Genomic DNA, 13642 nt, shown 5'->3' with positions numbered 1-13642 from the left:
TTTTGACAAGGTTTTTGCTGTTGGACAGCTTTAACCGATCGAGACGAGAGAAAACTCGAACGTCAGATCCTTACCTGCAAGGGGATGGTTCGCGTCGAGGACGACATTCTCTTCACCGACTTCAACGATGGAAACCGTCATCAGCTGGCCATCCGGCGTCTGAACCTGCAGCTGCGTTCCCACTTCAAGTGGAATGTCGGTTGGAAGTTGATCGCGCGGGACAGGCTGCGTCGCATTGGGATCCTTGGCGCCATAAGCTTCCTCGGAAGGAATGTTGACGGTCTTTTCCTCACCGACTGTCATGCCTGGCAAGGCTTTGTCCAGGCCCGGAATGATCTGGCCTGAGCAGACGGTGAACTGGAGCGGATCACGGCCTTCGGAACTGTCGAAAACTGTGCCGTCGGAAAGTGTGCCCTTGTAGTGGATGGCAACGCTGTCGCCCGCTTTGACTTCGGTCATGAGCGTGTCTCTCGATGCTGTCTGGCGATTTCTGGAAATCGAGTGAATGTGCGAGGCCAAGCCTGCGGCAAGTGCTCTCGAGTGTGCCCAAACCTAGCGTCTGGCGTCGAAATGTCAAAGACGCCGATCACCATGGATTGGAAGCTGCAAAATGCAAAAAAAGCCCGGCGTTGCCGCCGGGCTTTTCGTGTTTGGCTGAAAAAGGTTCAGCGAAACAGGTCTTACTCGTCGTCGCCAGCCTTGTTCATGGCAGCAGCGAGAATGTCGCCGAGAGACGCTCCGGAGTCGGAAGAACCGTACTGTGCGACAGCTTCCTTCTCTTCTGCGATTTCCAGCGCCTTGATGGACGCGGTCACGCGGCGGGTCTTCTTGTCGAACTGCGTGATACGCGCATCGAACTTTTCACCAACGGCGAAACGCTCAGGACGCTGATCAGCGCGTTCACGGGACAGATCTGCACGGCGGATGAAGGCGGTCATGTCGCTGTCTGCGATCTTGACGTTGAGGCCACCGTCGGTGACTTCGATCACTTCACAGGTCACGATCGAGTTCTTGCGGATTTCGCCAGCTGCGCCCGATTCCATCGGATCGCCACCAAGCTGCTTGATGCCGAGGGAGATACGCTCCTTGTCGACGTCCACATCGAGCACCACGGCCTTGACCATGTCGCCCTTCTTGTACTCTTCGATGACCTGTTCGCCCGGACGGTTCCAGTCGAGGTCGGAGAGGTGAACCATGCCGTCCACGTCGCCGTCGAGGCCGATGAACAGGCCGAATTCGGTCTTGTTCTTGACTTCGCCTTCGACTTCAGTGCCCTGCGGGAACTGTTCAGCGAATGCATCCCATGGGTTCTGCAGGGTCTGCTTGAGGCCCAGGGAGATGCGGCGCTTGACCGGGTCGACTTCCAGGATCATCACTTCGACTTCCTGGGAAGTGGAAACGATCTTGCCCGGATGGACGTTCTTCTTGGTCCAGGACATTTCGGAAACGTGGATCAGGCCTTCGATGCCCGGCTCCAGTTCGACGAATGCGCCGTAGTCGGTGATGTTGGTCACGCGGCCGGTGAACTTGGCTTCGACCGGGTACTTGGCTTCGATGCCATCCCACGGATCAGTTTCAAGCTGCTTCATGCCGAGGCTGATGCGATGCGTGTCCTGGTTGACGCGGATGATCTGCACCTTGACGGTCTGGCCGATGGTGAGAACTTCCGAAGGATGGTTGATGCGGCGCCACGCGATGTCGGTGACGTGCAGCAGGCCATCGATACCGCCCAGGTCGACGAACGCACCGTAATCGGTGATGTTCTTGACGACGCCTTCGACGGTCTGACCTTCTTCCAGGCTCTGGACCAGTTCCGAACGCTGTTCGGCACGGGTTTCTTCCAGAACGACACGGCGTGAGACAACGATGTTGCCGCGACGCTTGTCCATCTTGAGGATCTGGAACGGCTGCGGCGTGTGCATCAGCGGCGTTACATCGCGTACCGGACGGATGTCGACCTGCGAACGCGGCAGGAACGCAACGGCGCCATCCAGATCGACGGTGAAACCACCCTTGACCTGGTTGAAGATCTGGCCGGTGACCTTTTCGTTTGCTTCGAAAGCAACTTCCAGGCGAACCCAGCTTTCTTCGCGGCGAGCTTTTTCGCGCGACAGCACGGCTTCACCGAGCGCATTTTCAACGCGCTCAAGGTAAACTTCGACTTCGTCGCCGACGCTCATTTCGCCGTCGCGGCCCTTGGCGCCGAATTCCTTCAGCGGCACGCGGCCTTCGACCTTCAGGCCGACGTCGATGACGGCGAGGTCTTTTTCGATTGCGACAACAGTGCCCTTAACGACCGCACCTTCATACAGATCGTTCTGGGTAAATGACTCTTCGAGAAGAGCTGCAAAATCCTCGGTAGAGGGATTAAGTTCAGACATTGAAACTCCTGGTGCCTTCCTGGCAGGCCGCCGACGGGTTTGTGTTGCATTGAGGATCCTTAAATCTCCCGGGATACGCGATGCGCGCATCCTGCCACCCTCTTCGAGGATGGGCCGGCGGGGCGAGAGACGGAGGATCCTGTCTCGTCATCAAGACGCCTTAACAGATGTCTTGCCGAGTAATTCCATGTGCTCCGAAGGATCAGACATATCCGGTAAGCCGAATGACGATCCAAAACACGAAAGGGGGCACACCAAACATGGCGAACCCCAAGTGCCCGTGAAGGCCTTACGCGTTGCAGGCTTGGGAAACAATATCCACAGCTGCCTGGAACGCCGTCTCTATATCCATTTCCGTCGTGTCAAGCAAGTGTGCATCGTCTGCTTGTTTCATCGGAGCCACGGTTCTCTGACTGTCGCGTTCGTCGCGGCGTTTCAGATCCTCGAGGACAGAGGCATATTCGGCCTCCTGACCCTTGGACACCATTTCTGCCGTCCGCCGCTCGGCACGTGCCTCTGGAGAGGCGGTGACGAACAGCTTCACAGTGGCATCAGGGCACACGACGGTCCCGATATCGCGGCCATCAAGAACTGCGCCCGGAGGTGCTGCGGCAAAGTCTTTTTGCAGGCGGACAAGCTCTTCACGCAGGCCACCAAGAACCGCGATACGGGAAGCGGCTTCGCCGATCTCATGCGCTGACAAGACGGTCTTGTCCACATGGGCCAGGTCGAGATTTTGCGCGATCTCGATCGCAACGCCTTCATCTCCGAGCGGCAGACCTTTGGCCAGCAGAGCCGCTGCCACGGCGCGGTAGGTCAGGCCCGTGTCCAGATGGCGTAGCTCGAAATGTTCTGCGAGCCGACGCGCCAGGGTTCCCTTGCCTGAGGCGGCAGGTCCATCGATTGCGACAATCATGCTGCTTCACTTGGCGTTTCTTGGACTTTCGCGCCCAATTCGCTGAAGAGGGAAGTGAATGTCGGGAAGCTTGTCGCAATGACGGCGCCATCATCTGCGGTGACCGGCTTGTGGGAGGCCATGCCCAGAACGAGAAATGACATGGCAATGCGGTGGTCGAGATGGGTGACGACCGTGCCGCCACCAATATTGTTTGCACCGCCCGTGACAGTCAGGAAGTCCTCACCTTCAACGCATGGGATGCCATTTGCCTCAAGGCCCCTGGCCACAGCCGCCAGGCGGTCTGATTCTTTGACCCGCAGTTCATCAAGACCCGGCATGTGTGTCTCGCCGCTTGCAAACGCGGCGGCAACGGCCAGAACCGGATACTCGTCAATCATCGAAGGTGCACGTTTCGCAGGTACGGTGATGCCTTTGAGCTGGCTTGCCTTGACTTTGATGTCTCCGATTTCTTCCCCACCGGAATGGCGGCGGTTGACGATCTCGATATCTCCGCCCATTTCGATCAGCGTCGTTATCAGGCCGGTCCGATGTTCGTTCAAGAGGATGTTCTCGATGGTCACGTCGGAGCCGGGGACGATCAGCGCGGCAACAATCGGGAAACCGGCGGAGGACGGGTCTCCCGGGACTTCCAGGTCCTGAGGCTTGAGTTCCGGCTGGCCCTTCAGCTTGATCACCCGCTCTCCGGCATCGTTGAGCGTCACCGAAATTTCCGCGCCAAATCCGGCAAGCATCTTTTCAGTGTGATCCCGCGTAGCAATCGGTTCAATCACGGTGGTTTCGCCAGGGCAGTTGAGGCCTGCGAGCAGCACAGCGGACTTCACCTGCGCAGACGCCATAGGCACCCGGTAGGTCATTGGCAGGGGCTGTTTTGCGCCGCGGATCGAAGCCGGAAGACGGTCGCCGGATCGGGCAATCACATTGGTGCCCATTTCCCGGAGCGGATCCAGAACGCGTCCCATCGGGCGCTTGGACAGCGAGCCGTCGCCAACAAAGGTTGCGGCGATGTCGTGGGTGCCAAAGATCCCCATCGTCAAACGAACGCCCGTGCCCGCATTGCCGAAGTCGATCACGCTTTCCGGCTCCAACAGGCTGCCAAGCCCGATACCGTCGACGACGTAAAGACCGTCATCCTGCCGTTCGATCTTGGCACCAACCGCACGCATGGCGGCCGCAGTGGCCAAAACGTCTTCCGATTCCAGCAGGCCGGTCACGGTTGTCCTGCCGACGGCCAGGGCGCCGAACATCAGCGCGCGGTGGGAAATCGACTTGTCGCCGGGAACCCGGATTGTGCCGGTCAGAGGGCCGGCGGCGCGGGTTGTAAGCGGTTTGGGCGAGGAGCCATGGGACATGCGGTTCGGTTCCGGTCATTCTACTCAACAAAAAGTGCCCCTTGCTATCATGTGGATCACCGTTCGTCATCTGCCCCAATCCTTGAATTTCTGTGCGTGGCGTGCAGAAGTTTGCCGTGAACAAACTTTTTCATTGATTTGGCTTTGACAGGGGGGCGGTTCCAAGGGTATGGGGCGCCACCAAACAGAGAAGACGAAGGGTTAGCACAGTGGCAAAACCTGAACTTGGCACAAAGCGGCTGTGCACGAGCTGCGGCGCGAAGTACTACGACCTCAACCGTGATCCGATCACCTGCCCCAAATGCGGCACGATCTTTGAAGCGGTCATGACCTCACGTGCTGCGAAAGCGGCAAAGGCTAAGGAAAAGCCTGTGGAGGAAGAGGAAGAGGAAGATGAGGCAGCGCCGGAAATCGTAACGCTGGAAGAAGCCGACGCGGAAGCGGAAGGTGGCGATGACGATGTGCCGGATATCGACGGCGCCGACGTCGAGCTGGAAGAAGACGACGAAGAGGCCGACGACGTTTTCATCGAGGAAGAAGATGAAGATGACGAAGCTGTTCCGGGCATTCGCGTGGAAATCGATGACGACGCTGATCGTTAAGTGACCGGATTCAAAGGCTTTTTCAGCCTTTGAATTTATCCACAGAGCGAATTTCATTTCGTTTGAAATTCCTCTTGATCGATGCGGGCGGCGCGACTATGTTCCGCCCACATCAACGCCGGGGACCCAAGCCGGCTTTTGAGATTGGGGCCATAGCTCAGCTGGGAGAGCGCCTCGCTGGCAGCGAGGAGGTCAGCGGTTCGATCCCGCTTGGCTCCACCATTCTCTTCATATTACTTTTCCTCCGATTTGAGATCTGAACCGCGAGCAGGCTTTGCCTCTTGCGATGTACTGCAAATCGGAAACACTGTCGCTCATCGATCCAAACGACGGGCAGGGCCTTGCAGCGTTCCAATACTCCCCAACTGTGCTCACTCTTTCTGATGCTTCGCGCACGGATTCCCGCGTGAGCGGGATTGGCAGTCTCACCGGCCTGTTCCTCCTCTCTTTTCTGGCAGCTACGATCTTGCCTGCGCAGTCGGAGCTTGGCCTTGCGGGATTGATCGCGGCTGATCTTGCTCCGGTCTGGCTGTTGATCGCGGTCGCGAGCCTCGGTAACACCTTGGGGTCTGTCGTGAACTGGTTGCTTGGCCGCGGCGTCGACCGGTTTTCGTCCCGCCGCTGGTTTCCAGTGACGCCGCAGCAGCTTGACCGGGCATCCAACTGGTATCGCGGCTACGGAAAATGGAGCCTGTTGATGAGCTGGGCGCCAGTCATAGGAGACCCGCTCACGCTTGCCGCCGGAGTACTGCGTGAGCCGTTCTGGTCATTTCTGGCTCTCGTCGCCATCGCCAAGACCGTGCGCTATCTGATTGTCGCCGCGATCACGCTGGGAATTTTCTAGGCCACGGACGCAAAAAAGCCCGGGCATTGCCCGGGCTTTTCAGCAGTCTGTCGAAATGGTCTTAGGCAGCTGCGGCCGTATGCAGACGCGCCTGAACGATCTGGTGGCCCTTGAGGCCGGAAACCGTCTTTGCGCCCGCGAGGATCGCGAGATCCACGAGCGGCTCCATGAGAACGACCAGCATGTAGGTCGCACCGAATGTGCTGACTGAAGCAAGGTTCGCAGCGCCAAAGCCCTGACCGTAGAAGGCCCAGAAGGCCACCCAGGCAACCACACCGCCCTGATAGGCGGTCGAGAGGGCAAGCGCCTGTCCATAGCTCAGGTCGACATAGGCGGTTTTCGCCGGAATGACCTTTTTGGCCAGCATGGCGACTGCGAAAAGCGGCACCAGAAGCGTCGTGACGTTCATGCCGTACTGCGGCAGGTCGGCGGGGGCGAAGAACACGCCCTGCAAGAGCAAGCCGCCGGCAAGGCCTAGCGCTGCGGGACCTGCGCCGAACAGCAGGAACAGGGTCGAGCCGAGAATGAAGTGCACCTCGGAAACGCCAACCGGATAATGCGGCAGAATCTGAAAGAAGCTGAAAACAAGCGCGGTTGTTAGAACGCTGCGGTTGAGAAGGCCGGTAATTCCGCCATTGTCCTGGCGATTGGTGATGGCCATCTTGGCCGCATAACCAAGGGACGCGATCGCTGTTGCGTAGCTGAGAGTGAGTTTGGCACCGTCGACGATACCCGGTTCGATATGCATTTTTTTCTCCTGTCCACACCCACCGTGGGAAGGGTTGCTAGAGGCCCGGCCGCGAGGCCGGAGTTTGTATGGCAGGTCTCCTGGCTTGCAGCTCAACGCCCGTTCCGCCTTCCCGGCGCGCTCAGCCGAGCACGCCAGTGGCTTTTGGAATGGACTTGCCGCTCACAGTTGCGGGGGCAGCCACGGTTTCGGTCCCTTTTGGGTACGCCTCACCGTGTTCCCTTTTAATCCGCCGCACCGTTTGATTGGCGGAACCATCGAACCACAATTGCGGAATCTGCACCCTCTTTGCAAGCCATTTTGCCGCCAAGGCGAAATGCTTCAGGGAATGAGCCAGTTTTGAGGTGTCACATTCGTCCGCCGGCAGGAGCGCGCGCGTCGCAAAAGTGCGTCACGCAATGTTCATATGAACGAAGCGTGGCAGTCATCCGAACGCCATAGGGTTCTGACCGTGACGCCGATGCGCGGTTTGCTATCCGGTCATTGATGGCTGGAGCTCGGGAAAAACGACGGTTTCGCTGCGGTATTTCTGCTGCTGAAATCGACAGAAAGACCGCTCCGAAATTTATATCGATGGCTGGTCTTCCATGTTCGTTTTGACTGTCGTTTAATGTTCATATGAGCGACATATAGCGTTCATATGAAAACAATACGAAACGCAGGCGTTATCACACAGGCTGTCGAGCAAGCCATTTTGGCAGCCTGGATACTCAACTGCTGACCGAGGCATTCGCCTCAATTGATGGGAGCAAACATAATGGCTTACCGTAAGACTGTCGCCAGCATCGTCGCTGCGGCCGCTATGCTCGGCACTTCTTCTGTTTCTTATGCTGCAACCGAATTCACCTGGTGGCACGCAATGGGCGGCCGCCTCGGCGAAGTCGTCAACGAAATCTCCACTGGCTACAACGCCTCCCAGGATGCGTGTAACCTGACACCGGTCTTCAAGGGCGGCTACGAAGACGCTCTGACCGCTGGTATCGCTGCGTTCCGCGCTGGCGAACAGCCGAACATCCTGCAGGTTTTTGATGCCGGTTCCGCAACCATCATCGGCGCTCCGGGCGCTGTTGTACCGGTTGAAGACCTGCTGAACGACAACGGCGTTGAGTTCAACATCGAAGACTACATTGCCGGTGTTCGCTATTTCTACGCTGACGGCGAAGGCAAGATGATCGGCATGCCGTTCAACTCCTCCGCTCCGATCCTCTACGTGAACGAAGACGCCATGAAAAAAGCTGGCGTTGAAGCTCCGAAGACCTACGAAGAGTTCGAAGCAATTGCTCCGAAGCTGAAAGAAGCTGGCTACGTGCCGCTCGTTCAGTCCCACCTTCCTTGGGAATTCGTCGAAAACTTCAAGTCCCGTCATGACCTTCAGTTCGCAACGAACAACAACGGTTACGACGGTGCAGAAGGCACTGAGTTGATCTTCGGTGAGCCAATCCGCAACCACTTCAAGGCTGTCAAGAAGTGGCTCGATGCTGACCTGTTCGGCTATTACGGCACCGGCTGGGGCGACAACCAGGCTCCGTTCAACGAAGGCAAGGTTGCTCTGTGGATCGGTTCTTCCGGGTCCTTCGGTGGCATCTCCAAGACCGTTGAATTCCCGTTCTCTGCAACGTTCCTGCCTTACTGGGATGCTGTTGAAGGCGCGAACAAGGCTTCCTTCATCGGTGGTGCTGCTCTCTTCGCAATGTCCGGCAAGTCGGCTGAAGAAAACAAGTGTACCGCTTCCTTCTTCGAGTACCTGACGTCTCCTGAAGTCCAGTACATGTGGCACAAAGAGACCGGCTATGTGCCGATCACCGAAGCTGCTTACGAACTGGCCAAGAAAGACGGTCACTACGACCGCACACCGGCAGCCGAAGTTGGCATTCAGCAGCTTTCTCTGGAAGGCGGCGAGTGGACCAAGGGCTACCGCATGGGCTTCTACGTTCAGGTTCGTGACGTCATGAACCGTGAACTCGGCAAGGTCATGTCCGGCGAAACCGACGTTGACAACGCATTCGACGTTATCAAGGCCGACGGCGACAAGCTTCTTGAGCGTTTTGCCAAGACCACCGGAAACTAATTTCCGAGCTTGAGATCCGATGGGGGCGCGTTGAGCGCCCCCATTCCCATGAAGCGGGCGGGTGCGATGGTGTCACAACCATGACCCGCCGCGTTCGTTCGCGGTGAGACGATGAAAAAAGTCCAGTTCCAATCACGTCTGATCCCCTATCTCCTGCTGTTACCGCAGCTCGGGATTGTCGGGGTCTTTTTCCTTTGGCCGGCAGCAGAGGCGGTGCGCTCTTCCTTTTACCTGGAAGATCCGTTCGGCTTTGGCTCGACCTTTGTCGGTTTCGACAATTTCATCGATACGGTCACTTCGACGGACTACGGGCGCGTGGCCCGGTTCACGGGCGTTTTCACATTCTTCGTAACAGCCCTTTCCCTGGGCATTGCGTTGTTGCTGGCCGTTAAGGCCGACAAGGTTCTGCGCGGTGCATCGAGCTACAAGACCCTGTTGATGTGGGTCTATGCCGTTGCGCCCCCGGTCGCCGGCCTTATCGGCATTTTGCTGTTCGACCAGCATGTCGGGCCGATCGTGGATCTGGTGGCGATGTTCGGCTGGGAAATGCAGGTGGGCGTCAGTTACTCCGACACTGCGATCGCAATGGTCGTTGCAGCGGTCTGGAAGCAGGTCCCGGTCAACTTCATCTTCTTCCTGTCAGGTCTTCAGGGGATTTCCAAATCGGTCCAGGAGGCTGCCAGCATTGACTGCCGGTCGGGCTTCCGCCGCTTTTGGACGGTCACATTCCCACTGCTCGCGCCGACCGGTTTCTTCTTGTTGATCATCAACATCACCTACGCCTTCTTCGACACCTTCGGCATCATCGACGTGATCCTCAAGACCGAGCCGGGCAACAACCCGGTGACCCTGGTCTACAAGGTTTACCTGGACGGGTTCCGCGGCAATGACCTTGGCGGTTCCTCCGCACAATCCGTCATTCTGATGGCCCTGGTGTTCATCCTGACAATCATCCAGTTCCGCCTTATCGAGCGGCGCGTTCACTACACCTGAGGAGGCGGGGATGAAACGTTTGCAAATCTGGGATCATGTGATCCTGCTTTCCGGCGTCTTCTTCATGGTTGCGCCCGTCGTGCTGGCCTTCATCACGTCAACACACGACGCGGTGACCATATACAGGTCAGGCCTCCAATTCGGATTTGGCGACCAGGGGCTGCAAGCCTATGAGGACGTCCTGTTCCGGGCTGGCGGCTTCACCAAGGAAGTCAACGGCCTGGTCATGCTGAAGAATTCGCTGATCCTTGGCCTTGGCTTTGCCATCGGCAAGATCGTGATCTCGATGCTGGCCGCCTACGCCATCGTCTACTTCCGGTTTCCGATGGCGACCTTCTGCTTCTGGATCATCTTCTCCACGCTCCTGCTGCCGCTGGAAGTTAGGATCCTGCCGTCCTACGAAATCGTTCAACAGCTCGGCATGGTCAACACCTACCAGGGGCTGATCGTCCCATTGATCGCATCGGCGACTGGCACATTCTTCTTCCGCCAGTTTTTCATGTCGGTTCCTGACGAACTGACAGAGGCAGCCCGCATCGACGGTGCGGGTCCGTGGAAGTTCTTCATCGATATCCTGGTTCCATTGTCGAAAACGATGATGGCCGCGATCTTCATCATCATGTTCGTCTATGGCTGGAACCAGTATCTCTGGCCAACGCTGATCACGACCGATGAATCGTTCTTTACCCTGGTGCGCGGGATCAAGCAGATCCTTCAGGTATGGGTCGGAGCACAGATCCCTGACTACGATCAGATCATGGCCATGGCGATCCTCGCGATGCTGCCGCCTGTCATCGTTGTGGTGATCTTCCAAAGCTGGTTTGTCAAAGGGCTCGTCGAGAGCGACAAGTGAGGTTCTAAATGTCTACGATTACTCTCGATACAGTCCGCAAGGTCTATGCCGGAGATGTGGAAGCAGTCAAAGGTGTTTCCATCGATATCGCCGACGGCGAGTTCATTGTTCTGGTCGGCCCGTCCGGCTGCGGCAAGTCCACGCTGCTGCGCATGATTGCAGGGCTTGAGGATATCACCACCGGTGAAATCAGCATCGGCGACCGCGTGGTCAACAAGGTTGATCCTGCAGATCGCGACATCGCGATGGTGTTCCAGAACTATGCGCTCTACCCGCATATGTCGGTCTATAACAACCTCGCCTATGGCCTGAAGAACAGGAACATGGACAAGGCGGAAATCGACCGCCGTGTGAAGGAAGCTGCCCGCATTCTGGAAATTGGCGACTATCTCGATCGCAAGCCGCGCGCCTTGTCCGGCGGCCAGCGCCAGCGTGTCGCCATGGGGCGCGCCATCGTGCGTGAGCCGGCCGCTTTCCTGTTTGATGAGCCGCTGTCCAACCTCGATGCCAAGCTGCGCGTTCAGATGCGCGTCGAAATCAAGCGCCTGCAGAAGGGCCTGGGCACGACGAGCGTCTATGTCACTCACGATCAGCTCGAAGCCATGACCCTGGCGGATCGTCTTGTCGTCCTCAATGGCGGCAACATCGAGCAGATCGGTGCACCGATCGACGTCTACGACAAGCCAGCGTCGACCTTTGTCGCGAGCTTTATCGGCTCGCCCGCCATGAACTTGCTCAAAGTGAAGGGCGACGAAAACGGCCTTTCTCTGGTGAGTGGCAAGGGTCTGTCGGGTGCGAATGCGTTCGGCAAGTCCGCCTATACGCTTGGTATTCGGCCCGAGCACATGAGCGTTGTGGAAGCGCCAAAGGGCGACGGAAACTCAGGCGTGGATCTGGAGATCAAGGTCAACGTTCTCGAGCCGGTCGGAGCTGAAAGCTACATCTATGGCGAGTTTGCCGAAAGCGGTGAGGAAATCGTTGTCCGTGTCGAGAGTCACTCCACCTATGAGCCTGGCCAGACGCTATTCCTGCGTGCCGAGCCAAAGGACGTGCACTTCTTCGATGCAGAAACGGGCGCTCGCATTGAGTCCTGATCGGATTTGAAGGGCAGCCTACGAGGGCGCTGCCTTTCAAGGAAAAGCCGCTCCGGGCAACCGGGGCGGCTTTTTAATTGCTGCAGAATTCTCTATCGGGTGAGCTGTTTGAGACGAAGCATTGCGGCGATCCCGAAAGCCGGGCCAAGTGCCATGATGATGAAGACTGCTTGCCAGCCAATCGCGAGCGCCAGAACCGGTGTCAGCTGGACTGTGGCGAATGTCAGGGCGAAGCCCAGCGCCGTCTGGAATGTCATCAGGCTGCCGGTCTGGTCCGGCGGGGAGTGATCGGCAACAAGCGCAGAGAACTGGGCTGAATCGGGCAGGATGGCGGCGCCCCAGATCAGAACACAGAGGATCGTCAGCCATGCAGGCCCGCCGAAGGTGATCGCGCTGGCAACTGCGCCGCAACCGCTCACAACAAGGGCGACGATTGCTATGTTTTCCTTGCCAAAGCGGTCTGCAAAAAGCCCGCCGACGACACAGGCAACACCGCCGGCTGCTATTGCGCCAAAGGCGAGCAGGCGGCCGAGGGCGATGGCCTCCGCCTCGGGCATCGACATTGCAAAGGACACCGTGGCCGCGAGGCCGATCCAGGCCCACATCGCATAGAGCTCCCACATATGGCCGAGGTATCCGGCATAGGCGAGGCGCACTTTTCGATTGGTCCAGGCCGCTCCGATGGTGCGGATGTCAAAGCGGCCAGCTGCTGCATGGAACGGTCCGAGCGCCGCGGCCAGGCACAAGAATGCTCCGGCAACCGAAGCAAGAGAGGCGATTGAAACGCTCCAACGCCAGTCGGCGCCTCCGGCAAGCGCCAAGAGATGGGGTGCTGCCGATCCAAAGGTCAGGGCACCTACGAGAGCTCCAACCAGAAAACCGCGGTCCTTCTGTCCCCAGCCGACGGCAATCTTCAGCCCGACAGGATAGACACCGGCCAGAAGAGCGCCCGTAACAAAGCGCGCGAGGATCGCCAGGTTGCCGCCTGGAGTGACGACGAGAAGCGACGCATTGGCGAGCGCGGCAGCAATTGCACACAGTGCAAACAGGCGCCTTGGATCCATACGGTCGGGCAGCCCGGAAACCGCGGATGCGACTGCGCCGACAACGAAGCCGGCTTGAACGGCACTCGAAAGGGCCGCTTGCCGGAACTCCGAGATAGCGGTTTCCGCTACCATGTCGGGAAGGATTGCCGCGGACATGAACCAAAGGCTCATGCCTGCGATCTCCGCAAGCATCAAGAGTGCCAGCGAGACCGGCTTGGCCAGCTTGTTCTGAGGATTCATGACGTTTGCGCCAATCCGAGGTCCTGCCGCTGTTTGCGAGTGAGTTTGGCCGTGATGATTGCGTGGGCCGCCTTGATATAGGCGCAGCAATCTTCCTTGCTCAGTGCATCAGGGTCCTCGACGCGCACCCACTTGGCTCTTGCCAGATAAGGTGCTGGAACAATGCCTTCTTCCTGGATCAGCATCGAATAGGCCATATCCGAACATTTGAAATTAACCCGCTGCTCGCCTTCGCTGCCCCATGAGGAGCAGATGGCGAAGATCTTGCCACCGACCTTCCAGACCGAGGCGTTGCCCCATTGGACGACATTGGTCGACGCAGGAAGGCCTGCGCAGAAGCTGTTGAATTCGTCTCGGGTCAAGGGATTGCCTGCCATGAAAGAGAAGTCCCGCGAAGTTTTCAGCTTTTGCCCCTGAGAGCAAGGCAGCTCATGGCGCAGCCAATTCAATACAATGTGTCACACCTGCCGGCCGGCGGTCCTCTAACTTACCAAAGGAACCAAAA

General features: G+C 58.0%; 13 protein-coding genes, 1 tRNA gene and 1 riboswitch. Of the genes, 7 read left to right on the top strand and 7 right to left on the bottom strand.

All coding sequences use genetic code 11. The annotated features are described in order from the left end of the window. Positions 1-30: 30 nt before the first annotated feature. From IG617_RS19610 to aroA, 4 genes are all read right to left on the bottom strand, one after another. Entirely contained in the window at positions 31-459 is a 429-nt protein-coding gene (locus tag IG617_RS19610) for an FKBP-type peptidyl-prolyl cis-trans isomerase (RefSeq protein WP_192110925.1), read from the bottom strand. A gap of 221 nt (positions 460-680) precedes the next feature. Beyond that, a complete protein-coding gene (gene rpsA / locus IG617_RS19605; RefSeq protein ID WP_192110924.1) occupies positions 681-2381 on the bottom strand; it encodes a 30S ribosomal protein S1 in 1701 nt (566 codons plus the stop codon). A 289-nt stretch (positions 2382-2670) separates the two neighbouring features. Continuing rightward, complete coding sequence (gene cmk, locus IG617_RS19600) at positions 2671-3297, bottom strand: (d)CMP kinase (RefSeq protein ID WP_192110923.1); 627 nt, start codon at positions 3295-3297, stop codon at positions 2671-2673. Continuing rightward, positions 3294-4649 (bottom strand): 3-phosphoshikimate 1-carboxyvinyltransferase, encoded by a 1356-nt coding sequence (gene aroA, locus IG617_RS19595; protein ID WP_192110922.1) that lies wholly within the window; start codon positions 4647-4649, stop codon positions 3294-3296. The genes cmk and aroA overlap by 4 nt, the downstream gene beginning before the upstream one ends. Positions 4650-4858: 209 nt before the next feature. Here aroA and IG617_RS19590 point away from each other — a divergent pair, with 209 nt between their 5' ends. The 3 genes from IG617_RS19590 to IG617_RS19580 all read left to right on the top strand — a co-directional run bounded on the left by IG617_RS19590 (position 4859) and on the right by IG617_RS19580 (position 6095). After that, positions 4859-5251: a TIGR02300 family protein gene (locus IG617_RS19590; RefSeq protein ID WP_192110921.1), complete on the top strand. Its 393-nt coding sequence runs from the start codon at positions 4859-4861 to the stop codon at positions 5249-5251. Between the two features lie 146 nt (positions 5252-5397). After that, positions 5398-5473, top strand: a tRNA-Ala gene (locus IG617_RS19585). A gap of 184 nt (positions 5474-5657) precedes the next feature. Further along, complete coding sequence (locus tag IG617_RS19580; RefSeq protein WP_338110050.1) at positions 5658-6095, top strand: YqaA family protein; 438 nt, start codon at positions 5658-5660, stop codon at positions 6093-6095. A 61-nt stretch (positions 6096-6156) separates the two neighbouring features. On the opposite strand, the gene IG617_RS19575 is transcribed toward IG617_RS19580, so the two are convergent. Continuing rightward, on the bottom strand, positions 6157-6843 hold the full coding sequence (locus IG617_RS19575; RefSeq protein ID WP_192110920.1) for an energy-coupling factor ABC transporter permease: 687 nt from the start codon (positions 6841-6843) through the stop codon (positions 6157-6159). Between the two features lie 53 nt (positions 6844-6896). Further along, positions 6897-7117: riboswitch (cobalamin riboswitch) on the bottom strand. 483 nt (positions 7118-7600) lie between these two features. Between IG617_RS19575 and IG617_RS19570 the strand changes: the two genes are divergently transcribed. The 4 genes from IG617_RS19570 to IG617_RS19555 all read left to right on the top strand — a co-directional run bounded on the left by IG617_RS19570 (position 7601) and on the right by IG617_RS19555 (position 11851). Then, complete coding sequence (locus IG617_RS19570) at positions 7601-8911, top strand: extracellular solute-binding protein (RefSeq protein WP_192110919.1); 1311 nt, start codon at positions 7601-7603, stop codon at positions 8909-8911. Between the two features lie 111 nt (positions 8912-9022). Beyond that, on the top strand, positions 9023-9904 hold the full coding sequence (locus IG617_RS19565) for an ABC transporter permease subunit (protein ID WP_192110918.1): 882 nt from the start codon (positions 9023-9025) through the stop codon (positions 9902-9904). A 10-nt stretch (positions 9905-9914) separates the two neighbouring features. Continuing rightward, on the top strand, positions 9915-10757 hold the full coding sequence (gene ugpE, locus IG617_RS19560) for a sn-glycerol-3-phosphate ABC transporter permease UgpE (protein WP_192110917.1): 843 nt from the start codon (positions 9915-9917) through the stop codon (positions 10755-10757). An 8-nt stretch (positions 10758-10765) separates the two neighbouring features. Next, positions 10766-11851 carry a sn-glycerol-3-phosphate import ATP-binding protein UgpC gene (locus tag IG617_RS19555; RefSeq protein ID WP_192110916.1) on the top strand — a complete coding sequence of 362 codons (1086 nt, stop codon included), beginning with the start codon at positions 10766-10768 and terminating at the stop codon, positions 11849-11851. Positions 11852-11943: 92 nt separating this feature from the next. On the opposite strand, the gene IG617_RS19550 is transcribed toward IG617_RS19555, so the two are convergent. Beyond that, positions 11944-13137, bottom strand: a complete 1194-nt coding sequence (locus tag IG617_RS19550) for an MFS transporter (protein WP_209008623.1) — start codon at positions 13135-13137, stop codon at positions 11944-11946. Next, on the bottom strand, positions 13134-13514 hold the full coding sequence (locus IG617_RS19545; RefSeq protein WP_209008622.1) for an MmcQ/YjbR family DNA-binding protein: 381 nt from the start codon (positions 13512-13514) through the stop codon (positions 13134-13136). The genes IG617_RS19550 and IG617_RS19545 overlap by 4 nt, the downstream gene beginning before the upstream one ends. Positions 13515-13642 lie beyond the last annotated feature (128 nt).

The organism is Roseibium polysiphoniae (assembly GCF_014842925.1).
In the GTDB taxonomy this organism is placed as follows: domain Bacteria; phylum Pseudomonadota; class Alphaproteobacteria; order Rhizobiales; family Stappiaceae; genus Roseibium; species Roseibium polysiphoniae.
The sequence above is the reverse complement of the archived record's forward strand: the minus strand, read 5'-3'. Positions and strand labels throughout refer to the sequence as shown.

Bases quoted from the DNA above. Each gene is read 5' to 3' on its own strand.
- IG617_RS19570 (WP_192110919.1), top strand. From the start codon at position 7,601: ATGGCTTACCGTAAGACTGTCGCCAGCATCGTCGCTGCGGCCGCTATG.
- ugpE (WP_192110917.1), top strand. From the start codon at position 9,915: ATGAAACGTTTGCAAATCTGGGATCATGTGATCCTGCTTTCCGGCGTC.
- cmk (WP_192110923.1), bottom strand. From the start codon at position 3,297: ATGATTGTCGCAATCGATGGACCTGCCGCCTCAGGCAAGGGAACCCTG.
- IG617_RS19545 (WP_209008622.1), bottom strand. From the start codon at position 13,514: ATGGCAGGCAATCCCTTGACCCGAGACGAATTCAACAGCTTCTGCGCA.
- rpsA (WP_192110924.1), bottom strand. From the start codon at position 2,381: ATGTCTGAACTTAATCCCTCTACCGAGGATTTTGCAGCTCTTCTCGAA.
- IG617_RS19575 (WP_192110920.1), bottom strand. From the start codon at position 6,843: ATGCATATCGAACCGGGTATCGTCGACGGTGCCAAACTCACTCTCAGC.
- aroA (WP_192110922.1), bottom strand. From the start codon at position 4,649: ATGTCCCATGGCTCCTCGCCCAAACCGCTTACAACCCGCGCCGCCGGC.
- IG617_RS19610 (WP_192110925.1), bottom strand. From the start codon at position 459: ATGACCGAAGTCAAAGCGGGCGACAGCGTTGCCATCCACTACAAGGGC.
- IG617_RS19555 (WP_192110916.1), top strand. From the start codon at position 10,766: ATGTCTACGATTACTCTCGATACAGTCCGCAAGGTCTATGCCGGAGAT.
- IG617_RS19565 (WP_192110918.1), top strand. From the start codon at position 9,023: ATGAAAAAAGTCCAGTTCCAATCACGTCTGATCCCCTATCTCCTGCTG.
- IG617_RS19550 (WP_209008623.1), bottom strand. From the start codon at position 13,137: ATGAATCCTCAGAACAAGCTGGCCAAGCCGGTCTCGCTGGCACTCTTG.